Below are 24,835 nucleotides of genomic sequence, written 5' to 3' on the forward strand. Positions count from 1 at the left end.
GTGGGTCACCGCCACGATTTTGGAAGGTAAATCATGACCGTTCCTGCAGCTGTCATTGTCCTCGCCGCAGGTCAAGGCACTCGTATGAAGTCCTCTCTTCCCAAGGTTGTGCACCCCGTCGCCGGCCGGTCCATGATTGGACATGCCCTGAAAGCAGGCGAAGGCCTGAACCCCACGCACCTGGTTGCTGTTGTGCGCCACCAGCGTGACCTTGTCGAAGCTGAAATTAAGCGCGTCAGCCCCACCGCTATCGTCGCCGATCAGGATGAAATCCCCGGCACAGGACGAGCCGTTCAATGCGGCCTGGAAGAGCTGGAACGCCAGGTTGGCCAGATTCACGGCATTGTTGTCGTCACCTACGGCGACGTCCCCATGCTGAGCACCGAGACCCTGAAAGACCTCGTCGATGCCCATATCGAACAGGCGAATGTCGTCACCGTCCTGACCTCGCGCGTCGATGATCCCACGGGCTACGGTCGTATTATTCGCGATGCCGGTGGTCGTGTGACCGCCATCGTCGAGCAGCGTGACACCACCGAAGAACAGGCTCTCATCAACGAAATCAACGCCGGTATCTACGCATTCGACGCCGATTACCTGCGCGAATCCCTCGTCAACGTGGGAACCAACAACGATCAGGGTGAGGTCTACCTGACCGACGTCCTCGCGGCAGCCGCCCCCGCTGGAAAGCGTGCGGGCGCTATGGAACTTCTCGATGAATGGCAAGCACAGGGGTGCAATGACCGCGTGCAGCTTGCAGAACTCGGCGCCGAGTTCAACCGACGCATCTGCGAAAAGCACATGCGCGAAGGCGTTTCCATCATCGCCCCCGATTCCACGTGGATCGGCGTTGATGTTGAGATCGGAAACGACACAATAATCTGGCCAGGAACCGTGTTGCGTGGTGCGACGGTGATCGGATCCGAGTGTGAGATCGGTCCCTCAGCGACCCTTGATACCGCGATTGTCGGGAATCGTGCGGTTATCCACAACGCGTGCGTGTCCAACGTATCGGTTGCACCCGATACGATGGTTACACCATTCAGCGTCATCGGACAGTCCAGTCGGGACTGACCGATCCGGGTTCTTTAAGCAAGGGGAGGAACGCCGCATGAGCGGATTGGTCACCAGTGGAGAGAAGAGCCTCGTCCTCGTTTCGGGTCGAGCGCACTTGGAACTTGCCGAAGAGGTTGGCAAAGAAATCGGGTGCGGGCTTTCGCAAGTGACCGCCTACGATTTTGCGAGTGGCGAAATCTACGTCCGCTTCAATGAATCCGTTCGCGGCGCAGACGTCTTCGTCCTCCAGTCACACACGGGCGACATCAACAAGTGGCTGATGGAACAGCTCATCATGATTGACGCTGCCAAGCGTGCCTCAGCAAAACGCATTACCGCTGTCTCGCCGTTCTATCCCTACTCGCGTCAGGACAAGAAGCACCAGGGTCGTGAACCGATTTCGGCTCGCCTGGTCTCTGATCTGTACAAGACCGCCGGCGCTGACCGCGTCATGAGCGTCGACCTGCATGCCTCGCAGGAACAGGGCTTCTTCGACGGCCCGGTCGACCACCTCTTCGCAATGCCGGTTCTGGTTGACTACGTCCGTTCGCGCCTCGACCTTTCCAACACCGTCATGGTGTCCCCAGACGCTGGCCGTATTCGCGTCGCCGAAAAGTGGTCTTCGAAGCTCGGCGGTTGCCCGCTGGCATTCGTCCACAAGACCCGCGATACCACCCGCCCGAACGTTGCTATCGCCAACCGCGTCGTCGGTGAAGTTGCAGGCAAGGAATGTGTCCTGGTCGACGATATGATCGACACCGCTGGCACGATCACCGAGGCCGTCAAGGTCCTCAACAACGCCGGCGCCAAGAAGGTCATCATCGCCGCAACGCACGGCATCCTCTCTGATCCGGCAACGCGCCGCCTCTCCGAATGTGGAGCAACCGAGGTCGTCGTCACCGACACCCTGCCGATTCCGCCCGAGAAGCGCTTCCCGACTCTGACCATCTTGTCGATCGCGTCGCTGTTGGCACGCGCCATCCGCGAGGTCTTTGACGACGGATCGGTCACATCACTGTTCGACTGACTCGCTTTTCACCGCCCTCGTCGGGTACTCTGATTGAGTTGCTCCGGCGAGGGCGGTTTTCTGTATTCCGCCGTTATCGACAGGGCCTTTCGGATCTTTGCCGGTCCTGCCTGGGTTCTTCGACGCTTGAGCGTGAAACCTACATACTCAGGAGGACATTTCTTATGAGCGATAACCCGATCCTTGTCGCCACCACCCGCACCGAGTTCGGTAAGGGCGCCGCACGTCGCGCTCGCCGTGCGCAGATGGTTCCGGGCGTTGTTTACGGCCACGGCGAAACCACCCACCTTGACATTCCGGAACACGACCTGTTCCTGATCGTTCGTGGCAACAAGAACGCTCTTGTTGAGCTCAAGATCGACGGCACGTCGCAACTCGCACTTGTCAAAGACGTTCAGCGTCACCCGGTCAAGCGCAACCTGCTCCACGTTGACTTCCTAGCCGTCAAGGCTGGCGAAAAGGTTGACGTCGAGGTCGCAATCGTCGTCGTCGGCGAAGCAGCCCCCGGCACCACCCACAACGTCGAAGAGCACACCGTGGCCGTCAAGGCCCCGGCAACCGACATCCCCGAGGCTATCGAGGTTGACGTGACCGGCCTCGAAGCTGGCACCGTTGTCCGCGTCTCCGACCTGGTTTTGCCGGCCAACGTTGAGTGTGAACTCGACGCTGAGCAGGATGTCGTCATTATCTCCGAGCTCGCTGCAGAACCTGAAGAAGAAGAAGCTCCGGCAGAAGCCGAAGGCGACGCTGAGTGAACTAGCGCGTAGCGTTTTCTTTCAAGGCGGGCGGGTCGTATGTGCGGCTCGCCCGCCTTGCTGTGTCCAGGGGAGCGTGGAGCGGATCTTTGCCGAGGTAAGGTGCGGCCCCAGGTGGCGGGTGTCTAGTTTTGGGGCTAATGCCAATTGTGTGTTTTTTCCGGGCGTGTTGGAGTGGTTTAGTGTCCTGCCCAGCCTTTGCGGATGTGTAGGGATCCGAAGGTCTAATGCCCGAATAATACGGACTTGCCATAAATAAGAGGGGGTGGCTCATACTGTGTAGTACGAGCCGCCCCCTCTTGGATGTATCCGCTGCGGATTACGTTCTGTGTATGCCCCTGTACTATCGCCAGATCTAACAGTTGTATTGGATCTGGCAGTTATTGTCCATCAGTGATGGTCAATACAGATTGATGCATTACAGATCAGATTGACTTAATCCACCCTTTCCTATTCAGCTCGGCGTTTTCTAGCTCCAACGAGGCCAATGCCTAGCAAAGCGATACCTGCTCCCACGGGTAATAGGGTGATGTCTGCGCCGGTATTCGCAAGCTGTTTTGCCTTTGGCTGTTGGCTGTCGCGCTTGTTATTCGAATTATTCTTCTGCGCACCAGACGGGTCTGTAGCCTCAGAAAGCATTTTCATAGCCTGCAGCTGAGCGCGTAGTTCAGCTAACTTGCGCTCTAGTTCTTCGCTAGATTGTTTAGCTTTGTTAAATTCTGATGTGGCAGATTCAAGAGTAGCTTTAGCAGTTTCTTCAGCTTTTCTCAGCTCAGATAGGTTCTGCTGCGCTTGTTTTAACGCCTCGTTCTTAGCTTCCCAAGTTTCCCGGGCTTCGGCCAAGTTCAGCTTCGCTGCCTGAAGCGCTTCGTTGGCGGAGGCAACAGACGCATCCTTGTCCATGGCATTCTTCAAATCAGAATTCGCTTGGGAAAGCTTATCTGTTGCAGCTCGCTTTTTCTCCCTGGCTTTTTCCTCAGCTTCCTGATCTTGTTGAAGCTGCTTATCCTTCAAATCAGCGTTTTTCTGGGCCTGTTCCTTGTTGCTCGTCGCCAAATTCAGATTATTTTGGGCTTCAGCTAGTAGCCCTTCGAATTTCTGCTTTTCCTGCGTAGCTTCTTTTTCGTCTTGCTTGGCTTTTTCTAGCTTGTTTGCAACTGCCTCTAGCTCATCCGCAGTACGTTTTTTGTTCTCGTACTCTTTTGTGGCAACATCAGCTTGCTTTTTAGCTTCTTTTTGGACGTTTTCGGCTTCGTCTGCTTTTTGGAAGAGATTCTCGGCAGTGTGCGTTTTCGTCTGAAGGTCTTGATCAAGTTGTTTGATGTCAGCTTCTAGAGTTCCTCTTTCAACTTCCTTTTTCAGAAGTTCATTCCTTAAGGTAGGAATTCTTTCTTCCAAAGCATTAACCTCAGCTTTTAGGGCATCAGCTTCCTTTTCGGCTGACTCCTTCTGCTTTTCTGCTCGCTGTTTTTTCTCTTCAGCATTCTTAATTTTATTCTGTGTCTCGGCGGTAGAATGCTTCTTGTCTTCGGCTAGCGCTTCTTCATACTCTGATTGTGCCCGCTTGACATCCTCGTCAAAAGACGCAACTTCTTGTTGTTTCTGCTTTAGATTAGCCTGGAATGTATTTTTCGTATTTTCAAGCCTGTTAATTTCCTGAAGGCTCTGTTTGTTCTCTTCCTTAAGCTTCTCATGGGCAGCCCGTTTTTCTTCCAACTCCTTCTCCAGGGTTTGGACTGCGGACCTAGCGGATACTGCCTCTTCTACGAGCTTGTTATACTCGTTGGTCTTTTCAGTAAGGAATGCTTCCTTTTCTTTTTTGGTTTTCTCAGCTTCGTCTAGTTGACTTTTTGCTTTTTGCAAGTCACTATCAATATTCGGGTGATTTTTCTGTAACTGCTCAATGGTTTCCTTGAGCGTTTTTTGTTCCTGTTCAAGCTGGCTCAACCGGGTTTTAGCGTCATCAATTTTTTTGGTAGCTGAGAGAACTTCTTTTTCAAGCTCAGCAACTTTTTCATCGGCTAGCTTCTTCTCTTGCTGAGCTTTTTCTAGCTTCTGTTGTGCCGAACGCTCGGCTGTAGCCGCTTCCTCAGCCTCTTTTGCAGCTACTTTTTGAGCCTCTTCTAGCTTCTTAAGCTCGTCAGCAGCACCAGAGTCCTTGATAGCTTTGTCCAACTTATCTTCTGCGGCTTGAACGGCTTTTTCAGCTTTTTCTTTTTTCTGCAATAAATCTGCAATTTGCGTTTGCAAATCTTTAACTTCGGCGTCTTTGGCTTCTACTGCCGAAACGGCCTTGTCATATGTCTTCTTTGCCTCATTCAATAAGGCAGTCTTTTCATCAAGATTTTTCTTAGCCTGAGCAGCTTCGTTTGCAGCATCTTTAATAGCAGCTTGTAGCTGCTCACGGGTTAAGGAAGTCTTCGTATCGGTCGAAGAAACTGGGGTGGAGTCCGGTGCTGGTTTAATGGCTCCGAAAGCACTCGGAGTGGCAACCGTGAAACCGATACCCAGTGATAGTGCTGCAGCTAAGCATTTGGTTGTTTTAATATTCAACGCGGTGTTCTCTCTTTCTTTGCGGGAAAATCGCGGTGGAAATATCTTACAAAAATTGTACTTACCTCGCCGTGTCAGTCAACATTTCCCGATTTCCAGTGATATATCTTGCAGATACTTCCGGGCTAATGCCCGAAAGAATCGTGAAACAAAATCCTGCGAGTCGAAGCGAGAATACGAGTGAGTGAAACATCCGGGCCATGTCCGCTGGTGGGTGGTGTGAAGAGCCCGGCCTCGTACCCCAAGCAGGCTGATCCAACGACGTGTGGGATTGCGACGCTTGCTGTGCTTGCTGCCCGTGCGAACACGGATCCCGTGTACTTGTCTTTGCCGCCTGATAAGCGTGAGCGCGCGCAAATTTATCTGCATCGTGTTGCGTCGCGCGTGGGCGTGCCGTGGCCTCAGGCGCTGGGTACGTCGCCGTGGGCGCTGGCGAAATTGGCTTCGAAAGCGACAGGAGAGCGCCACCGTATCGTTGTGCGTGGGAAGCGCTTTCGTGTGGCTGTTGATTCCGCTCTTTGCCGAGGCCGGGATGTCTTGGTTTTCACCGGGGGCTGGGATATGCCCGGGTCGGCGTGGATCCCACGGCATGTGGTGCTTGTGCTTGCGGATGGCACGGATACGAGAATATACGCGGTGTTTGAGCCTTCAAGTGGCAAGGTGTTCCGCGTGAATGCGGATGATTTTTACGCCGGAGCGCCAAGCGCCCGCGCCTCGATGGGGCACTGGAAGAACGTACTGTGCGCGGTTGTGCCGACTGAGTAAGCGGCAAGACCCCAAGCACTACGTGCAAATACCTCGATGTCGCTCATGGGTTTAAGGCTAATATCTGGGCAGGTCACAGGGATATTTTGTGAAGAATTGGTCGGCGCCACACAATGAAACGTCTAGGGGTTTCTTCGCGTCGGGAAAGAAGGGGGAAGACCGGCGTTAGCCGTTCTAAGAAAACAACGAATGTGCGGGTACGTGAGGCTGAAGTGGGGACAAACACGTATCCTCAAAGCAGGTGCCGTCTTCGCCGTTGTGAAATGTGCGATGTCGGTGGTGAAGAACACGTTGTGGGCACTGAGAGGCGACAATCGTGACGCATTTGCGAACAGATGACGTGGTGGACCTGACCTGCGACCTCATCGATATTCCGTCGGTCAGCGGCGATGAAAAGAGGATCGCGGATGCGATTGAAGAGGCCCTACGTGGCGCCTCGCATCTGGAAGTCCTGCGTGATGGAGATGCGATTGTGGCGCGGACGAACCTGGGGCGTTCTCAGCGAGTGATCATCGCCGGACACATCGACACGGTGCCGATTTCCGGGAACGTGCCACACGTTCGCGAAGAAACAGAGGGGGTCGAGAAGGTTCGAGGCCGGGGTTCTGTTGACATGCTTGGCGGTGTGGCCGGAGCCCTGTATGCTGCGCTGAAGGTGAATGAACCGAAACATGACGTGACGTGGGTTTTCTACGATCATGAGGAAGTTGCGGCTCCCTTGAATGGGCTGGGGCGCGTCTATCGCAATCATCCCGATTGGATTGATGGTCAGTTCGCGATCCTCGGCGAACCCACGAATACTCAGATTGAGGGCGGATGCAATGGGACGGTTCGTGTGATTGCGACGGTTCCGGGTGTTGCTGCGCACTCGGCTAGGGCGTGGCGAGGCGATAATGCCATCCACAAGGTAGCGCCAATCATCGAAAAGATCGCCATGTTCGGCAATCCGGTGGTGAACGTTGACGGGTTGGACTTTAGAGAATCCCTGTCCGTCACCCGAATTGACGGTGGTATCGCAAACAACGTCATTCCCGATTCGGTGCGTTTGACCGTGAATTATCGTTTTGCTCCATCGATGTCGCCGGCGGACGCGATCGCTCACATCGAGTCCTACTTTGATGGGGTCGATGCACTCTTCGAAATTGACGACGAATCAGAAGGTGCTCGCCCCGGTGCGGACTCTGTTTTGGTGCAGGAATTCATCGAAACAGCACGTCGAGTCATGGCAGAAGAAGGCAAAGACCTCAGCGTGAGCGCGAAGGTCGGGTGGACCGATGTTGCTCGCTTTTCTGCTCGTGGGATCCCCGCGATCAATTGCGGTCCGGGTGATCCGCTTCAAGCTCATACTCAAGATGAAGCAGTTCCGGTCTCCCAGCTCCGCCACTACGCGAAGATACTGATTGATTATGTGGGGGCGGCCTCGTTGATCAGCGAAGAACGAAACTAGAATCGAAGGACGCGGTCGCCTACCGCCACTATTTCAAGGAGAAAATATGAGCGAAGCTGTACGTCACTCATACCAGCGTGGCCCGGTTGTCCTGCGCGGTAAAGCAATCCCGAAAGAAACATCGGACGCGAGGCTCTTGCAGGCGCAGGAGACCTCGGATTGGCTTCACGCAGACCCCTGGAGGGTATTGCGGATCCAAGCGGAGTTCGTTGAAGGCTTCGGTGCCCTCTCTGAAGTTGGGCCCGCGATCTCGGTCTTCGGTTCGGCTCGCACTCCGGGGAACGACCCCCACTGGACGGCCGCCTACGAAATCGGGCGTATGCTTGCCGAGCGCGGAATAGGTGTCATCACCGGTGGGGGTCCGGGTGCGATGGAGGCAGCGAATAAAGGCGCGTGGGATGCCGGTGGAACGTCTATTGGTCTTGGCATTGAACTGCCACACGAACAGGCGCTCAATCCGTGGATCACAGTGGGTATTAACTTCCGCTACTTCTTTGCACGTAAGACGATGTTTGTGAAGTATTCGCAGGGCTTCATCGTCATGCCTGGCGGTTTTGGCACCATGGACGAATTATTCGAAGCAATGACCCTAGTCCAAACTCGCAAGGTTGGTTCCTTCCCGATTGTCCTGGTCGGTACCGAATACTGGTCAGGGCTGATCGCCTGGATCCGCGAAAAGATGATTGGAGAGGGAACCATTTCCCCCGAAGATATTGATCTTGTGAAGATTGTTGACGATCCTGCCGAAGCAGTTCGTATTGCCTGCGGAGGATGATGAGTCTTTTTCCTCGCGAACTTGTGGTGATTACAGGTAAAATAGGGACGTTACCGTAACGCGACCGCGTTCGCGGACAGTAGGAGCAAGGAGCGGCACATGGCAGCCATGAAGCCAAGGACCGGCGACGGACCGTTGGAAGCCACCAAAGAGGGACGCGGAATCATCATGCGAATCCCCAGCGAAGGTGGTGGCCGTCTCGTCATCGAACTGACCCCGGACGAAGCTTCGGCTCTCGCGGAAGCGCTCGCTCAGGCGGTTTGAGCAGATTCTTATACAGCGCGGGCGTGACTAGCATAAATGCTAGTCACGCCCGTTTTGTTTGTCGCTCAGCGCTTCACCGCAACCGCCAGCCCATCGCCGACGGGCAACAGACAGGGCACGAAGTCTGGGGATTCGCGCAGGAAGCGGATCAGTTCGCGACACATGACGGTTTCAGCGTCGCGACGAGCCGGATCGCACACTTGGTCGTTCCACATGGCGTGCACGAGCGCGACGGTGCCACCGGGGCGCAGGATGCGCACGGCGTGATCCAAGTATTCGGGGGTTTGGGAGATATCCGCATCCAGAACAACTAGGTCGTAGCCTCCGTCGGTCATGCGGGGCAGAACGTCGAGCGCACGACCAGAAATGGTGCGGATACGTTCGGAGCCGATTCCGGTGCGGTTGAACATGGCTCGGGCCTGCTTGTGGAACTCGACTTCGGAGTCGATGGTGGTGAGGACACCGTTGGGGCTCATCCCGTCGAGGAGCCACAGGCTGGACACGCCAGCGCCGGTTCCGACCTCAAGAACCGCGCGTGCGCCGGTCAGGGCTGCGAGCATACGCAGGGCCGCGCCGGTGCCGGGTGAAACGGGGTTGGCGCCGAGTTCGTTTGCTGCGTCGCGGGCTTCAAGAAGAATCTCGTTTTCGGCGATGTAATCCTCGGCGTACACCCAGGATTGAGCCTTATCTGCCATCGAAGGGCCCTTCCATATAAAAGAATCAGTTGAAAGTGATGTCTAGGCATAGCCTAACGCCCTCACGCAAAGCGTGAGGGCGCCTAGTGGGGACAAAGTTACTTATTAAAGGATCCGCCGGGCGTTGGATGCCCAAGGAATCGACGTTGAGTAACGATGTCGAAGTGATTGCCCACGCAGGGCAATCGTTCAGTTCTTGATGGGGGAGACCCCAAGCGGGCGACCCGCTAGGCCTCGTTCCGTCTTGCCCAGTGCTGTTGCCAGCGCGACAAGTTCACTCGCAGCCGGACCATCATCAAGGGAAACGGGGCGTCCGGCATCTCCGCCTTCGCGCAACGCGATGTCCAGTGGGACCTGCGCCAACAGCGGAACCTCGTAACCGAGCTGAGCCGTCAGGCGAGCGGAAACCGATGCGCCACCACCGGCACCGAAGAGCTCCAACTGAGAGCCGTCGGGCTGAGGCAGGTAGGACATGTTTTCGACAACACCGATGACCTTTTGCTGGGTCTGCGATGCGATGGAACCTGCGCGTTCTGCGACCTCGGCGGCAGCAACCTGCGGGGTCGTGACGACCAGGACCTCGGAATTCGGCAGTAGCTGCGCGATTGAGATGGCAACGTCGCCGGTGCCCGGAGGCATGTCAATGAGCAAGACATCGAGATCCCCCCAGAAGACGTCAGCCAAGAACTGTTGGAGTGCGCGGTGCAACATGGGACCGCGCCAGATGACGGGCTGACCGTCGGGCACGAACATGCCGATGGACATGACCTTGATACCGGAAGCGCCGACGGGCGGAATAATCATGCCGTCGATGACCTGCGGGTCGTGGTCGACGCCCAACATACGCGGAATCGAGAAGCCGTAGATATCGGCATCCATAACGCCGACCTTCAGACCTGCCTGCGTCATCGCGGCAGCAAGGTTCGCGGTCATGGAGGACTTGCCGACGCCACCCTTACCGGAAGTAACAGCGATAACACGGGTCAGCGAATTGGGCTGAGCAAACGGGATTTCGCGCTCGGGGCGACCACCGTTCAGCTTCTCGCGCAGAGCCTTCTTCTGTTCGTCGGACATGACACCCATATCAACCTTGACGTTCTCAACGCCCTCAATGGCGCCAACAGCTTTGATGACGTCAGCGTTGATCGTGGTGCGTAGCGGGCAACCGGCGGTGGTCAGAAGAACCTCGACGGTGACGGTGGAGCCGTCAATGGTGACCTGCTCGGCGCTGGTCATGTTGAGATCGACGATGGGACGGTGAATTTCGGGATCGATGACCGTTTCGAGCGCGGCCATCACCTGATCGATTGAGACAGACATGCTCTTATCCTACGTTGGCGTGCGCGCGGGGTCGTTTCCTAAACCAGCCGGTGCACGAAAGTGAGTGTCAAAGCGTGGGTAACCGCCATTTTCCCGCCCCCCAAAGTCAGAAGCTCGTGGCGTGCGGATATGAGTAACGTGGGCGGTGGGTTATTCGAATTCCGCCCAACGTACAAGGCCACTTTCGCCCAAAGTACAGGGCCACGCTTACCCCAGCGGGCGGCCTCGTCCCCTCAAACCTGCGCGGAATCGAACGAGGTGGATTCTTCGGCGGACTCATCGTCGCCCGAAGCGGATTTCTGGGAGGCAAGCAGTTCGGCGTGCAATTCTTCGCGAATCTCCTCACGCAAGGATTCGACCAGATCACGCAACTCGGAACGCACGAAGTCACGGGTAGCAACTTCCTGGGCAGACAGGCGCAGGCTCGCAATTTCGCGGGTCAGATACTCGGTGTCAGCCAGATTGCGCTCGGCGCGCTGACGATCCTGCTGGGCCTGGACACGGTCGCGGTCATCCTGACGGTTCTGCGCAAGAAGAATCAGAGGAGCGGAATACGACGCCTGGGTTGAGAAAGCAAGGTTGAGCAGGATAAACGGATAGGGATCCCACGCATACTTCTGCGACACCTGGTACAGCACGATATTCGCCGTGATCCACGCGACCACGAAGATCGTCATGTACAAGATGAACTTCGGCGAGCCCATGAAACGGGCGGTCGCTTCGGCGAACTTGCCGAAACTATCACCCGATGACTTGCGACGCTTGAAGAAACGGAATCCAGCTTCGCGGGGAGTATCTAGACGTTCAGCCATCAATGCTCCTTGCCATCATGCGGTCAGTGACCTCGTCATCGTAATCACGCCAGTCTTCTGGCAACAGTTCGTCCAACACGTCGTCAACGGAGACCGCGCCCAGAAGGTGCGCGTCTTCATCCACGACGGGAAGGATTGTCAGATTGTACGTTGCCAACAGTCGCGTGACAGTTGCGACGTGAGCCTGCGGGGAAACAGCCTCAATATCAGAGTCGAGGATCGTGCCCAGCAGAGTCTGTGGAGGCTCGCGCAGGGCACGCTGAATGTGGACCATACCCAGGTACGGGCCGGTCGGAGTCTCTTCCGGCGGGCGAGTAATGAACGCGACGGTCGCAAGGGACGTGGGAATATCTTCACGGCGCACAGAAGCAAGCATCTGCGCCACAGTTGCATCCGGGCCCAACACAATCGGCTCGGTCGTCATCAGCGAACCGGCCGTCGACTCGGCGTAGGTGAGCAGTCGGCGAACGTCCTTAGCTTCCTCTGGCTCCATCAGGTTCAGCAGGTGCTGAGCTTGGGCTTCGGGAAGCTCGGAAACGAGGTCTGCGGCGTCGTCAGGCTGCATGACATCCAGAACGTCTGCTGCTCGGGCTGCTTCAAGGCCGGACAGAATGGCAACTCGGTCGTCGTCGCCGAGCTCTTCGAGGACGTCGGCTAGACGCGCGTCAGGCAGTTCCTTCGCAACAGCCATCTGGCGTTCGGCAGGCAGATCATGCAGGAAGTCCGCTAGGTCGGCAGCGCGCATATCCTCGGTCTGCTGAATAAGAGTCGCCGCAGACTGTTCCACGTCGCGACTACGCAGGCCGGTCACCTCAGAAACCGAGACGTTCAGCGTCTCGCCGGAACGAATGAACCCCAGTGCCGTCGTGCGCTGGCGCTGCACGTGAAGCTTCGAAATCACCCAATCCTTCGGGCGACGTCGCTCCATCGCAACGTCAAGGATCTTCACATCGCCCGAACCATCGTTCAAGGCAACAACTCGGTCGAACAGCTGACCAAGCACCAGTGTCTCCATGGGACGCAGTGTGAATGAACGCATATTGAGCAGGCCCGTCGTAATAATCGACCCGGACTCAATGGACGTCACGCGTGTCATTGGCAGGAAAACACGCTTACGCGGACCGACCTCGACGACGAATCCGATGACGTTCGCGGCTGATCCATAGCGGAAAATCACGACGACATCGTGGATCTTTCCAACCTGATCCCCGATGGGGTCAAAGACGGAAGTACCTGCGAGCTTGCCAATGTATACGCGTCGCCCGGCTGTTCTGAGTTCCATAGGTGCGCTGTTCACAGGGACAGCCTATGCCCTCGGGTGGAATGATAGTGGCTAGCACGTAGTGAAAACTGTTCAGTTTGTGAGGAATAAAACCCATGGCGCAACGCTCGAATGACCTGAACTTTGGCATGCCGGTAATGCCGACAGGGACCGAGGTGGCCTCATACCAGACCTACGCGGAAGCTCAGGGAGCGGTCGACTACCTGTCCGACCAGGAATTCGACGTCAAGTCGATTACGATCGTCGGCACCGACTTGCACCTTGTTGAGCGCGTGACCGGTCGGATGACGATGGGACGCGCGGCCCTGTCAGGCGCCTCTAGTGGCGCCTTGTGGGGTGCCTTCATGGGCTTGATGCTGTCCTTCGCGGCACCGAACGGATCGGCGTTCGTGTGGGTTGGCATTGGCATTCTGGGTGGCGCGCTCGCGGGCATCATCATGTCGGGTCTGCTGTATGCGATGACGAGTGGGCGTAGGGATTTCACGTCACAGTCACAGACTGTGGCGTCGCGATACGCGCTACTTGCGTCAGCGGATATCGATCGCGCGTTCCAGATGTTGCAGAAGACGCCGGGTAATCAGATGCGTCCGAAGCTGCGTCGAGTCCGCCCAGAATCCACCGGCCCGACCGAATACGGGTCGCGCCCGGACGAAAAGCCTCGTTTCGGTGTCCGCTTGAGTCATGCCTCTGCGTCTTCCGCATCTTCCGCTTCGGGGAACGAGGCCGATCCTGCTTCCTCAGACTCTCTTTCTTCCGAAGGATCGGAGCCTACTCGCGGTGGAGCCCACCCTGGCCAGCCCGCAGATGAAAAGGCTGATTCCAACGACGCAGACGATTCCAAGCCAGTGTATGGACGCCATCGGGCAGACGACTGAACAGCAAGGTGGGGAGCAGGCAATGCCTGCTCCCCACCAGTGCGTCTGATCCGGTTAGTTGCACTATCGATCAGTCAAGTAATGACTCAGTTGCGCTGTTTACGCGAAGCGAATGAGTTCACTCCCATCAGTGATGCTCCTGCAAGGAAGGTTGCAAGGGTTGTCACCAAGGCGGTGTACGTGTCTGCGCCGGTACGTGCGAGCTTTCCGCTCTTGGATGCTTGAGCGGACGTAGCGTTTGCCTGCTGAGCGTTAGCTACTCCAGATGGTTCTGTCACGGTGGTGCCCGTGGCTGGCTTCTCGCCCTTTTCGTAGAAGACAACAAGGGTTGTGCCGGTTTGAAGGTTTGCTGAAGTTGCAGTGAACACGACGCGTTGCTTCCCAGAAGAATCGCGCAGGACCTTTGCGAGCTGCAGGGAACCGTCGTCAGAGCCGTAGAGGAAATTCGTTGGCAGGTAGCCGGGGAAGTCCTTCACCAGCGGATCGGACAGTGGAATATTCATGTACTGACCGTCAACCACGGGAAGTATTTCCGTGATCGGGTTCTGTGCTTCATCGGTGAAGTATTCCTTGAGAAGAGGCGAGACACCACCGTCAGTGGGGTGTGCGTACATGACCTTGACTTTAAAGGCGCGCTTCGGGTCGAGTTTGACCTCATTCAGTCCTTTGAGTGCGGATTGCAGGGCATCAGTCAACTGTTGCACCTTCTGCTCGTCCATGTACTGCGGAGCCGTGAAAATTTCAGCTGCGGTTGCTTCGATAGCTGCGTGAAGGGCCTCGATCCCGTCCTTGCTGAACGTGTATCCGTCCTTCGGAGTCTTCGCCACTGCCTGGTCGTAGAGAGCCTTCAAAGCATCAAGATTCACTTGGGTGAACGGTTCGGTTTGAAGACCATCGATCGCGGCTCGCAATGCCTTTTCGCTCTCGTCGAATGCGCGGTGCGTGACAAGCGGTGAACCGTCGGCAGGAACCTTAATGGTGGTCAGATCTTTCAAGCTGACAAGCTGTTCTGCCTTTGCCAGAGCAGAGTTCAGTGCGTCGAAGGAATCCTTGGTGTAGCGAGTGGCGTTGGCTCCGTTTTGGTCAATCTTTTTCTGTGCTTCAGTGATTAAGGATTTCAGCCCGTCGCGCTCGTAGGGGAGTGGGAGAAGTTCGGCGTACGTTTCGTTGAGCTTTGTACGCATTGCTTCGATCTCTTCGATCGACGGCGGGTTCTCCGCCTTCTTGGCGTTCTCTACGAAAGCGCGTGCTTCGTCGTTGATGCGCAGATATGCATCAGCCGTTGTAGGGTCGAGCTTGATGCCGTCGTTCAGTGCTGCCTGGTATTCGTTCCAGTGCTCTGCAATTGCTCCTTCAAGGTAGCTGGTGTCGACTTCAGCGGTTTTTGCGGGCAGCGGGATGTCGAAGCTCTTATCTTTCAAGACAAGCTTCACCTTGTCGCCTTTGACCTGGATTGACTGATCAAGCTGGAAGATCGTTTTGTCGTACTTACCGGGCTTAGTGTCTTCCGGAGACACGAGCAGAGGGATGGTCACGTACTCGTTGTACTTGACCTTGTTGCTGTCCGAACGCAGGTACGTCTTGTTGTCAACATCTTCAAGACCAAGATCTTGGACGGTCAGTGGCATCTGTAGCTCCCCGTACAGAATGACTTCCTTCGCCTTGTTCAACGGGTCAACAGAAAGCGTCGCAACGTAGACATCAACGTTGCCGTCGTCCAACTTGACTACGGTCTTTTTGCCGTGGGTCTTGATCCACTCGAAATTGTGCTGGCCAGTGTCAGCAATGGCGGAACTGATTCCTGCCACGCTGCAGAGGATGGAAACACACAACGTCGTAACAATCGTGCGAAGAGAAATGCGTCGTTTTTGCACTCCTCGAGACGAATGCGTCATTAGGTTCTCCTTTTATGTCATAGGTAAGGCGCACCTAAATTAGCATAAGGATTGTGTTGCACTAAAATATTTTCCCCGTTCGCGCTGGAAGAACGAGTTGATATGACGCTGATATGAAAAGGCTGGTGGGGAGCAGGCGCTGCCTGCTCCCCACCAGCGGGAGTTGAAAACGGTCAGTCGAAACTGATGATGCTCAGCTTTGCTGCGCCGCCGCGATCCATGCCTCGACGTCTTCAATAGTGCGCGGGATATTCTCGGAGATTCGCGTGACCGAACCGTCTTCGTTCACGATCACATCATCTTCGATGCGCACGCCGATGCCACGGAATTCTTCCGGAATCAGTTCGTCATCGGCACGGAAGTATAGGCCGGGTTCAATGGTGAAAGCCATGCCCGGTTCGAGCAGTGCCTCCTGGTACATCTCGCGACGCGCCTGAGCGCAGTCGTGAACGTCCAGACCCAGGTGATGGCTGGTGCCGTGAGGCATCCAACGACGATGTTGCTGACCTTCGGCGGACAGGGATTCTTCAACGGTGACCGGAAGTAGACCCCACTCGCGCAGGCGAGTGGCAATGACCTGCATTGCCGCGTCATGAACGTCCTTGAAGCGGGTGCCAGGTTCGTTTGCTCGCGCAAGCGCAGCCTCGCACGCATCCAAAACAGCCTGGTAGACACGTGCCTGGACCTCGGTGAACTTTCCGTTGACCGGCAGTGTGCGGGTGATGTCGGCGGTGTAAAGGGAATCGACCTCAACACCAGCGTCAACCAGAACCAGATCGCCCTCGTTCACCGGACCATCGTTGTCGATCCAGTGCAGGGTGTTCGCGTGATTGCCCGATGCTGCGATCGTGTCGTAGCCAAGGCCGTTGCCCTCTTCGCGAGCAACCGCGCCAAAAGCACCCTCGATGACGCGCTCGCCACGGTGGTGACCGACGGCGCGGGGGAGAGCCTTCAAGATATCGGTGAAGCCCTGATAGGTGACATCGACCGCGCGCTGAAGTTCAGCGATTTCGAAGGGGTCCTTGCGCAAGCGGATTTCCGACAGGCGCTCTTCAAGCTTCTCGTCTGCTTCGCGGGCGTCGTCTCCGGCCTTCAATCCAGCCTGAGTACGAACCTCGTTCACCATTGCTTCAACGTTCGCGTCCACACCGCGCACGATGCGCACGTTGATCAGCCCAGCGTCCTTCGACAGAGCGTCGCGGAGCGTATCGATGTGCTCGCAGCGGAGTCCGGTCTCGGCGCTGACCTCTTCCAAAGAGGGGCGGGCGCCCACCCAGAACTCGCCGTAGGTTGCGTCGGAGTAGAACTCCTGGGAAGAACGTGAAGCGCGCGGGCGGAAGTACAGAACCGGCTCGTGCGGGCCGTCTTCGCGCGGTTCAAGAACGAGGACAGAATCAGGTTCGCGCTCGCCACCGAGGCTCGAAAGGTGTGCGAAAGCGGAGTATGCGCGGAAGCGGTAATCGCAGTCGTTACTGCGTACCTTGTATGTGCCCGCGGGGATTACCAAGCGCTCGCCCTTGAAAGGCTCGCCGGCTACTTTAGCGCGCTCGGGCAGATAGTCGGCTGCTCCACTGCGCTTCATTTCCGTCTGGATACGAGGCCCCCAACCGGAGCCCATGAACGCGCGGAACGCGTCCGACGAGGGGCGACGGCTTCGTCCTTCCCCTCGCTGAGCCATCGATGCGGGCGCTTCTTCCGCCTTGTTTTCTTGCGCTGACTGAGTATTCGTCGTGTCGTTCATAGTCTCCATGATGGCACTTTCGGGCGAAGGTCGATACTCTCAGTTTTATGCTCCGAATTGATTCCCACACTCACACCGCGTATTCAGATGGCACCGATACGCCAACTGAATTGCTTTTCAAGGCTCGCGATGCTGGTCTTGACATGATCGGATTGACCGACCATGACACGTTTGCCGGGTGGGATGAAGGTGAGGCGAGCGTCAAAGAATCGCACGTTGCGTTAATCCGAGGCGTTGAAATGTCATGCGCAGCCTCGGGAATTACGGTGCACCTGCTGGCATATCTGCCGGACCCCACGAACACCGGACTGCTTGATTGCTTCGAGAAAGCCCGAAATTCTCGCAAAACTCGCGCCCAGCGGATGGTTGAAAACCTTGCGGAAGACTACCCGATTACGTGGGATACGGTCCTCGAATTTGCGCCCGATGGTGGGCCAATCGGTCGCCCTCACATCGCGGACGCTCTGGTCGCAGTCGGCGTTTTTGAAAACAGGTCGCAGGCTTTTGAAAAGATCCTGCATCCGTCCGGTCCTTACTTCGTTCACCACTGGGCACCGGATCCTGTTGAAGCGACAGAGCTTGTTTTGAAGGCTGGGGGAGTGCCTGTTCTGGCGCACCCGAAAGCGCGTGCGCGCCAGCGTTTGCTCTCCGACGAAGTCATCTACGACATGAAGGATGCCGGGCTCTTCGGAATTGAACGCGATCACCGCGACCATCAGGCTGAAGACCGCGCGGTTGTCCAACGGTTGGCCGACGATCTGGGGCTTGCGATCTTCGGCTCATCTGACTACCACGGTTTGGGAAAACCGAACCAATTGGGTGAGAATTTAACGGATCCTGAAGTAATTTCTCAGGTTGAAGACGCAGGAACAATGGAGGTAATTCGCCCGTGAACGCATCGTCGTTTTTTGATGTCACACTTTTTGCGACGACGTTTACGACCCTGATCGTCATCCTCGATCCCTTCGGCGCGATCCCCATCTTCCTCGGTTTAACCGGTCGCCTGAAGCCACAGGCACAAAAGAAAGCCGCCAGCCAGGCAACGATTATTTCCTTCTGCATCATCTTGGCGTTCGCCGTTCTTGGCCAGCAGGTTCTTCGTCTCCTACAAATTTCGATGGAGGCGCTGAAGCTTTCCGGCGGTGTCTTGCTGTTCCTTGTCGCAATGGAACTGCTGATGGGCAAAGACAGTGATGAGCCCGATACTGGCGACCCGAACGTCAACGTCGCCCTGGTTCCGCTGGGCACGCCACTTCTGGCAGGCCCCGGCGCGATTGTTGCCGTCATGGTGTCCGTCGCGCAGGCTCACGCCTCTCTTGCGGGATGGATCGCCGTCGTGTCGGCGGTCGTTGTCGCTCACCTGATTATGTGGTTCGCCATGTATTTCTCGCTGATCCTGTCGCGTTTGCTTGGCACCGGTGGCATCATGCTCCTGACGAAGATCATGGGCCTTCTCTTGGCCGCTATCGCGACTCAGCTGGTCATGGGTGGCATCTTCGATTTCATTGCTGAAGCGGCAGTTTAAGGGTTTTTCCTCGAATAAGGGGTGTGTTCCTTTGGGATCTGTCCGGGTGAAACTCGGTTGATTCCCACCGGTAACGGAAACGTTTCCGTAAAACGCGCTACACTAGTCCCCGTGGGGCGAAAACTCCCACTGTGGCTCACCTTTCAAACGACCACTTTTGGCGAAATTGCCCAGAAATAGTCGGTAATCTCGTAGCCAGGGTGTCTTTGCCAAAGCAGCAAACGAGCCACGACAACATTGAACACTGGGAGTACCTATGACTCAGAACCTCAGCCAGACGCTGGCAACGCAGGTCCGCGCGGTCTCTGGCCGTCCGATCGCAAAAGCCACGAAGATGGAGCTCTGGCAGGGCCTGTCAGCCGCAGTCGTTGATCAGATTGCCGACTCGTGGGATACAACGACCGAAACCTACGCCAAGGGTCGTCAAGAGCATTACTTCTCCGCAGAGTTCCTCATGGGGCGCGCTCTGCTGAACAACCTGTCCAACCTGGGCCTTGTTGACGAAGCGCGCGCCGCACTCGCCGAACACGGCGACGATCTCTCTGTTGTTCTCGAAGAAGAACCGGACGCGGCCCTCGGTAACGGTGGCCTCGGCCGTCTGGCGGCCTGCTTCCTCGATTCCTGCGCCACGCTCGATCTGCCGGTCGCCGGCTACGGCATCCTCTACCGCTACGGCCTGTTCAAGCAGTTGTTCGACAACGGATTCCAGACCGAACATCCGGACCCCTGGATGGAAGAGGGCTACCCCTTCGTTATCCGTCGTGAAGAAGCCCAGCGCATCGTTTCCTACGCTGACCTGACCGTCCGCGCAGTACCCTACGACATGCCGATCACCGGCTACGGCACAAAGAATGTCAACACTCTGCGCCTCTGGCGTGCAGAGCCTGTCGAGGAATTCGACTACGACGCCTTCAACTCGCAGCGCTTCACCGACGCTATCGTCGACCGTGAACGCACCAACGACATCTCGCGCGTCCTCTACCCAAACGACACCACGTTTGAAGGCAAGGTCCTGCGCGTTCGCCAGCAGTACTTCTTCTGCTCCGCATCCCTGCAGGCCATCGTCGACAACTACGTCGAACATCACGGCAAGGATTTGACCGACTTCGCGAAGTACAATGCGATCCAGTTGAACGACACCCACCCGGTTCTGGCTATTCCGGAACTCATGCGCTTGCTCATGGATGAGCACGGTCTCGGCTGGGAAGACGCCTGGGCGCTCGTCGCCAAGACCTTCGCGTACACGAACCATACGGTTCTGGCCGAAGCCCTCGAAACCTGGGAAATGACGATCTTCGACCGTCTGTTCCCGCGCATCGCCGAAATCGTCCGCGAAATCGACCGTCGCTTCCGCATCGAGATGGCAGAACGTGGTCTGGAACAGTCGACCATCGACTACATGGCACCGGTTTCCGGCAACACGGTCCGCATGGCATGGATCGCCTGCTACGCCGCCTACTCGATCAACGGTGTTGCGGCCCTGCACACCGAGATCATCAAGCGCGAAACCCTCAAGGAATGGCACGACATCTGGCCCGAGCGCTTCAACAACAAGACGAACGGTGTCACTCCGCGTCGTTGGCTGAAGCAGTGCAACCCTCGCCTCGCATCTCTCCTCGATCGCGTCACCGGTTCTGACGAATGGGTCACGGACCTCTCCGTCCTGTCTCGCTACGTTGACTCTGCTTCCGAGGATGTTCTGGACGAACTCACCTCGATCAAACACGCCAACAAGGTTGACTTCGCGGCGTGGGTCAAGGAACGTGAAGGCGTTGACATTGATCCCGACGCCATCTTCGATGTTCAGATCAAGCGCCTGCACGAATACAAGCGCCAGCTGTTGAATGCTCTGTACATCCTTGACCTGTACTTCCGCATCAAGGATGATCCGACGCTGGACGTCCCGAAGCGCGTCTTTGTCTTCGGCGCAAAAGCAGCCCCCGGCTACATCCGCGCAAAGGGTGTTATCAAGCTGATCAACACGATCGCTGACCTGGTCAACAACGACGAAGACATCAACGGTCGCATCAAGGTCGTCTTCATCCATAACTACAATGTGTCTCCTGCTGAGCACATTATCCCGGCAGCCGACATCTCCGAGCAGATCTCTACTGCGGGTAAGGAAGCGTCGGGCACGTCGAACATGAAGTTCATGATGAACGGCGCCCTGACCCTCGGCACTCTCGATGGTGCAAACGTTGAGATTCTTGACGCCGTCGGTGATGAGAATGCCTACATCTTCGGTGCCACCGAAGACGAACTTCCCGAGCTACGTCAGAACTACGATCCGCGCTGGCACTACGAGAACGTCCCCGGCCTCAAGCGAGTCCTTGACGCTCTGACCGACGGTACCTTGGATGACTGTGGTTCCGGTTGGTTCCACGATCTGCGCTGGTCGCTTCTTGAAGCCGGCTACGAGCCCGCCGACGTTTACTACGTCCTCGGCGACTTCGCGGCCTACCGTGACGCGAAGGATCGCATGGCCACCGACTACCGCGATGCGCGCGCTTGGGCGCGCAAGGTGTGGGTCAACATCGCTCAGTCCGGTCGCTTCTCGTCTGACCGTACGATCACCGACTATGCGAACGAGGTCTGGAAGCTCGACGCAACGCCGATCGGCTGATCTGGCGACGCGCTAGTTTCTGCTAGCTTCTCGCTGGCTTTGTGTTGGCTTTGCGCCGGCGCTCTGCTGGCTCTGACTGTGGGGGCAGGTCCGAAAGGCCTTGTCCCCGCAGTTTTCTGTGTGCGGTCAGGTTGGGGGGGGCGGGATGCCTGCTGGGGTGTGTGCCTCTGCGTGGGGTGTTTGGGGGCAGGTTTGACCGTGTGAAGCGATATTTTCACGCTGTTTGCAGTGGTTCCCGGTTTCGTTGCCTCGTATGACGTTGTCGGTCGCGTACGTGGCTCCTGCGGTCGGGTTTGGTCGTGTGAGGCGCTGTTATCTCTGCTGAGAGCCTGATTTCGTTGCCTCGTATACCGAACGAGTAGAGCACCCACCCTCCGCGTCTGTATTAAGCGCTTGACACAGTGCCTCGCGGACTGTCATAGTATTACTGTATTAATACAGCGATACAGGAAGGAGGGGGTGTGAGTATCGACGATTCTCGACCAATTTGGGTCCAGCTAGTTGAAACGTTTCGGATCAATATCGTGTCCGGAACCTGGCCACCGTCCTCGAAGATTCCTAGTGTCCGCGAACTCGCACTACAAGCGGGAGTTAATCCGAACACGATTCAGCGTGCCCTCGGCGAATTGGATCGTCAGGGACTGACCGAAGCTGAACGTGCGCAGGGGCGTTTCGTCACCGCAGACCAACACGTGATCGATGTGACCAGGGCAGAGCTCGCCCTCGATGCAACTCGCGATCACATCACTACTGTCACGCAACTTGGGCTGAGTCTCGATCGGGCGCAGGAGTTGCTTGCTGAACAGTGGACCGACATCGAACGCACAACACGCGAAGGTGATGCGCAATGACATCAACACATGCACTTGTTCGGGTGGAAAACCTGATGAAAACCTATGCGGGTGGCGCGACTGCCCTGCAAGGTGTGAATTTTGAGCTCAAGCCGGGCACAATCACCGGCTTGGTTGGCGAAAACGGTTGTGGTAAGACGACGCTACTGAAGATCATGGCGGGCGTTCTTTCCGATTGGGACGGGACTGTCCTGATCGCAGGTGAGAAGCCGGGAGCCACCACGAAGGCACACGTCGCATTCCTTCCCGCCTCGGATTTCTTGGATCCGATGTGGGATGCGAATAAAGCGATTGACGTGTACTCGCGTTTCTATTCGGATTTCTCGGCCAAGAAGGCGCGTGAAGGAATCGACTACTTCGGATTGCAAGCGGATCAGCAGCTGAAGTCCATGTCGAAGGGCATGGGGGAGAAACTACAGATTGCTCTGCTGATGGCACGCAGTGCTGAGCTGTACCTGTTGGACGAGCCTCTGTCAGGTGTGGATCCAGCGGTGCGCGACACGATCATGCAGGGGATTCTGCGCGACTTTAACCCGGATTCGGCGATGCTGATTTCCACTCATTTGATTGCTGACGTGGAGCAGATTCTGGATGACGTCATCATGATGCGGGCGGGTACTGTGCTTGTTCACGCGAATGTGGACGATCTGCGAGCCGAGTATGGCCTGTCGCTGGAGGGTATTTTCAAGAAGGAGTACCGCTGATGTTTGGTACGTTGTTTGGGTATGAATTGCGTGAGAACGCGAAGGCGGTTGTGCAAACGTTAGGCATCCTGCAGGTCATGTGCCTTGTTGCCTTCGTGGCAGTCGCTGTTGATTTCCCCGTGTTTTCAGGCTTTTCTAGTAGCTTTGCTCTGCTTGTGGCTCCGATGATGCCGGTTGCTGTTCTACTTGTTCTGGCTCAGGCGTATTGGAAAAGTATGCACGGCCAGATGGCGTACTTTACGCATTTGCTGCCGGTTCGTGGCCGTGATCTTTTCTGGTCGAAAGTGCTGGTTGCCTTGGCGTATGCGTTAGTGGCGATCGTGCTAACCCTGTTGAACTGGGGTGTGCTGGCTCTACTGAAGGCTCACAAGGCGGAGCTGAGCGTGCAGGAGTTCTGGCATCGCACCGCTGTTATTTGGGATCTTCCGAGCTGGATTGTCTGGTTCGCTGTGGTGGCTGTTGTGGTGCAGTTGGTGACGATTGTTCTTGAGGTCGCTGCTGGAATGAGCTTGAGTGCCCGCGAGCGTTGGCAGAAGCATGGCTTTGGAGCTGCGATAGTGGGTTTCGTGATCCTCTATCTGGCGAATCAGGTGGTGACCTTTGTTGCGATGGCATTCTTCCCGCTGATGATGGATGTCAACACGGGCGAGTTACGTTTCGGCTTTTGGGTCACGGACCTGGTGAACGCGCTGTTAGCTGATACGGATCCGCAGTTTGTCGGCATTGGTGCGCCCGTAGGGGCGGTGTTGCTGGCAATCGGTGTCGCATGGTGGGGTGTGCGTTCGATCGAGCGCCACACATCGGTGCGTTAGTTCCACCTTCCGACTGTCGGGCTTCGTCACAATCGACGAGGTTCCGCACAGACCTTGGGGGTAGGGCGCAAATGCGCCCTGCCCCCAAGATGTATTGCATTTAAGTGTGCTTCCAGCTCTAATGGTGTTTTCTTAACTGAAATTATTATTTGGGGAATCAGTTACCAGAACTCTTGATATTCTTTGTATCCCGTGGTTCAAGTTCCACGACCTGCTGGGAATCAGTTACCAGAACTCTTGATATTCTTTTCAAGGCCGGGACATGCGTCGTAGTTTAGCTGGGAATCAGTTACCAGAACTCTTGATATTCTTTTCCTCGACAAAGACAGCCTGATCGACGTGCTGGGAATCAGTTACCAGAACTCTTGATATTCTTTGCCTGCACCGTGTCGGCCGCGAACCGTTGCTGGGAATCAGTTACCAGAACTCTTGATATTCTTTATTCAGGGCATACGGGATTAATGTTGTCGCTGGGAATCAGTTACCAGAACTCTTGATATTCTTTGCAGAACAGTTCCAGGACAAGGCAATTAGCTGGGAATCAGTTACCAGAACTCTTGATATTCTTTCGCCCCTGGGCGAACAAACGACGATCTCGCTGGGAATCAGTTACCAGAACTCTTGATATTCTTTCCCGGCCTGACGGGCACATATCCGCAGGGCTGGGAATCAGTTACCAGAACTCTTGATATTCTTTTCTACAGTCAGCCACCAACAATCCAAACGCTGGGAATCAGTTACCAGAACTCTTGATATTCTTTGTCCAAGCATTCGGGCTTGGGGGATGTGGCTGGGAATCAGTTACCAGAACTCTTGATATTCTTTCGAAGCACACGTCCCGACAGGGTTTTCAGCTGGGAATCAGTTACCAGAACTCTTGATATTCTTTTCGGCGGACTGCTCGCGGCCGCCGCCGTGCTGGGAATCAGTTACCAGAACTCTTGATATTCTTTCTACGGGGACAGGGTGCACATGTTGAGCGCTGGGAATCAGTTACCAGAACTCTTGATATTCTTTTCGGCGGACTGCTCGCGGCCGCCGCCGTGCTGGGAATCAGT

Annotated in this window: 21 protein-coding genes and 1 CRISPR repeat array; of the genes, 14 read left to right on the forward strand and 7 right to left on the reverse strand. The window is 56.2% G+C overall.

The genetic code is table 11. The features are described 5' to 3' along the window. Nucleotides 1-33: 33 nt before the first annotated feature. The 3 genes from QP503_RS08280 (at nt 34) to QP503_RS08290 (ending at nt 2,838) form a co-directional block, all read left to right on the forward strand. Nucleotides 34-1,074, forward strand: coding sequence for a bifunctional UDP-N-acetylglucosamine diphosphorylase/glucosamine-1-phosphate N-acetyltransferase GlmU (locus QP503_RS08280; RefSeq protein ID WP_006680898.1), 1,041 nt, complete (start codon nt 34-36; stop codon nt 1,072-1,074). Nucleotides 1,075-1,111: 37 nt separating this feature from the next. Continuing rightward, nucleotides 1,112-2,083, forward strand: coding sequence for a ribose-phosphate diphosphokinase (locus QP503_RS08285; protein ID WP_285101583.1), 972 nt, complete (start codon nt 1,112-1,114; stop codon nt 2,081-2,083). A 164-nt stretch (nt 2,084-2,247) separates the two neighbouring features. Further along, on the forward strand, nt 2,248-2,838 hold the full coding sequence (locus QP503_RS08290) for a 50S ribosomal protein L25/general stress protein Ctc (protein ID WP_103632358.1): 591 nt from the start codon (nt 2,248-2,250) through the stop codon (nt 2,836-2,838). Nucleotides 2,839-3,288: 450 nt separating this feature from the next. Here the strand turns inward: QP503_RS08290 and QP503_RS08295 are convergent, their stop codons facing one another. After that, a complete protein-coding gene (locus tag QP503_RS08295; RefSeq protein ID WP_285101585.1) occupies nt 3,289-5,391 on the reverse strand; it encodes an LPXTG cell wall anchor domain-containing protein in 2,103 nt (700 codons plus the stop codon). A 180-nt stretch (nt 5,392-5,571) separates the two neighbouring features. On the opposite strand from QP503_RS08295, the gene QP503_RS08300 reads away from it, so the two are divergent. The 4 genes from QP503_RS08300 (at nt 5,572) to QP503_RS08315 (ending at nt 8,642) form a co-directional block, all read left to right on the forward strand. Next, nucleotides 5,572-6,156: a hypothetical protein gene (locus QP503_RS08300; RefSeq protein WP_285101587.1), complete on the forward strand. Its 585-nt coding sequence runs from the start codon at nt 5,572-5,574 to the stop codon at nt 6,154-6,156. A gap of 316 nt (nt 6,157-6,472) precedes the next feature. After that, nucleotides 6,473-7,603 (forward strand): succinyl-diaminopimelate desuccinylase, encoded by a 1,131-nt coding sequence (gene dapE, locus QP503_RS08305; protein WP_285101589.1) that lies wholly within the window; start codon nt 6,473-6,475, stop codon nt 7,601-7,603. Between the two features lie 46 nt (nt 7,604-7,649). Further along, complete coding sequence (locus QP503_RS08310; protein ID WP_103632363.1) at nt 7,650-8,378, forward strand: LOG family protein; 729 nt, start codon at nt 7,650-7,652, stop codon at nt 8,376-8,378. Nucleotides 8,379-8,477: 99 nt separating this feature from the next. Further along, a complete protein-coding gene (locus tag QP503_RS08315) occupies nt 8,478-8,642 on the forward strand; it encodes a DUF3117 domain-containing protein (RefSeq protein ID WP_006680905.1) in 165 nt (54 codons plus the stop codon). Between the two features lie 65 nt (nt 8,643-8,707). Here QP503_RS08315 and QP503_RS08320 read toward each other — a convergent pair whose 3' ends face one another. From QP503_RS08320 to QP503_RS08335, 4 genes are all read right to left on the reverse strand, one after another. Next, nucleotides 8,708-9,337 (reverse strand): O-methyltransferase, encoded by a 630-nt coding sequence (locus QP503_RS08320; protein WP_006680906.1) that lies wholly within the window; start codon nt 9,335-9,337, stop codon nt 8,708-8,710. Nucleotides 9,338-9,526: 189 nt separating this feature from the next. Further along, nucleotides 9,527-10,657, reverse strand: coding sequence for an Mrp/NBP35 family ATP-binding protein (locus QP503_RS08325; protein ID WP_179370237.1), 1,131 nt, complete (start codon nt 10,655-10,657; stop codon nt 9,527-9,529). Nucleotides 10,658-10,890: 233 nt separating this feature from the next. Continuing rightward, a complete protein-coding gene (locus QP503_RS08330) occupies nt 10,891-11,469 on the reverse strand; it encodes a DUF1003 domain-containing protein (protein ID WP_103632366.1) in 579 nt (192 codons plus the stop codon). Continuing rightward, on the reverse strand, nt 11,462-12,751 hold the full coding sequence (locus QP503_RS08335; protein ID WP_040318376.1) for a magnesium transporter MgtE N-terminal domain-containing protein: 1,290 nt from the start codon (nt 12,749-12,751) through the stop codon (nt 11,462-11,464). Before QP503_RS08335 ends, QP503_RS08330 begins: the two co-directional genes overlap by 8 nt. Before the next feature lie 95 nt (nt 12,752-12,846). Between QP503_RS08335 and QP503_RS08340 the strand changes: the two genes are divergently transcribed. Beyond that, complete coding sequence (locus QP503_RS08340; protein WP_006680910.1) at nt 12,847-13,626, forward strand: YflT domain-containing protein; 780 nt, start codon at nt 12,847-12,849, stop codon at nt 13,624-13,626. Between the two features lie 86 nt (nt 13,627-13,712). On the opposite strand, the gene QP503_RS08345 is transcribed toward QP503_RS08340, so the two are convergent. Continuing rightward, nucleotides 13,713-15,434 carry a hypothetical protein gene (locus tag QP503_RS08345; RefSeq protein ID WP_179370238.1) on the reverse strand — a complete coding sequence of 574 codons (1,722 nt, stop codon included), beginning with the start codon at nt 15,432-15,434 and terminating at the stop codon, nt 13,713-13,715. A 280-nt stretch (nt 15,435-15,714) separates the two neighbouring features. Continuing rightward, nucleotides 15,715-17,262, reverse strand: coding sequence for an aminopeptidase P family protein (locus QP503_RS08350; protein ID WP_460257174.1), 1,548 nt, complete (start codon nt 17,260-17,262; stop codon nt 15,715-15,717). A 47-nt stretch (nt 17,263-17,309) separates the two neighbouring features. Here QP503_RS08350 and QP503_RS08355 point away from each other — a divergent pair, with 47 nt between their 5' ends. The 6 genes from QP503_RS08355 to QP503_RS08380 all read left to right on the forward strand — a co-directional run bounded on the left by QP503_RS08355 (nt 17,310) and on the right by QP503_RS08380 (nt 23,777). Then, complete coding sequence (locus QP503_RS08355) at nt 17,310-18,155, forward strand: PHP domain-containing protein (protein ID WP_179370240.1); 846 nt, start codon at nt 17,310-17,312, stop codon at nt 18,153-18,155. Continuing rightward, the gene (locus QP503_RS08360) at nt 18,152-18,787 is read left to right on the forward strand and encodes a MarC family protein (protein WP_006680914.1); all 636 of its coding nucleotides are present in this window, start codon (nt 18,152-18,154) and stop codon (nt 18,785-18,787) included. Before QP503_RS08355 ends, QP503_RS08360 begins: the two co-directional genes overlap by 4 nt. 256 nt (nt 18,788-19,043) lie before the next feature. After that, a complete protein-coding gene (locus QP503_RS08365) occupies nt 19,044-21,410 on the forward strand; it encodes a glycogen/starch/alpha-glucan phosphorylase (RefSeq protein WP_285101595.1) in 2,367 nt (788 codons plus the stop codon). A 461-nt stretch (nt 21,411-21,871) separates the two neighbouring features. Beyond that, nucleotides 21,872-22,261 (forward strand): GntR family transcriptional regulator, encoded by a 390-nt coding sequence (locus QP503_RS08370; RefSeq protein ID WP_179370242.1) that lies wholly within the window; start codon nt 21,872-21,874, stop codon nt 22,259-22,261. Beyond that, on the forward strand, nt 22,258-22,965 hold the full coding sequence (locus QP503_RS08375; protein ID WP_179370243.1) for an ABC transporter ATP-binding protein: 708 nt from the start codon (nt 22,258-22,260) through the stop codon (nt 22,963-22,965). Before QP503_RS08370 ends, QP503_RS08375 begins: the two co-directional genes overlap by 4 nt. Further along, nucleotides 22,965-23,777: a hypothetical protein gene (locus QP503_RS08380; protein ID WP_179370244.1), complete on the forward strand. Its 813-nt coding sequence runs from the start codon at nt 22,965-22,967 to the stop codon at nt 23,775-23,777. The genes QP503_RS08375 and QP503_RS08380 overlap by 1 nt, the downstream gene beginning before the upstream one ends. A gap of 149 nt (nt 23,778-23,926) precedes the next feature. Then, nucleotides 23,927-24,794: a CRISPR direct-repeat array (repeat unit 36 nt; unit sequence GCTGGGAATCAGTTACCAGAACTCTTGATATTCTTT). Nucleotides 24,795-24,835 lie beyond the last annotated feature (41 nt).

It is taken from the genome of Pauljensenia sp. UMB0895, assembly GCF_030218905.1.
Classification (GTDB): Bacteria; Actinomycetota; Actinomycetes; order Actinomycetales; family Actinomycetaceae; genus Pauljensenia; species Pauljensenia turicensis_A.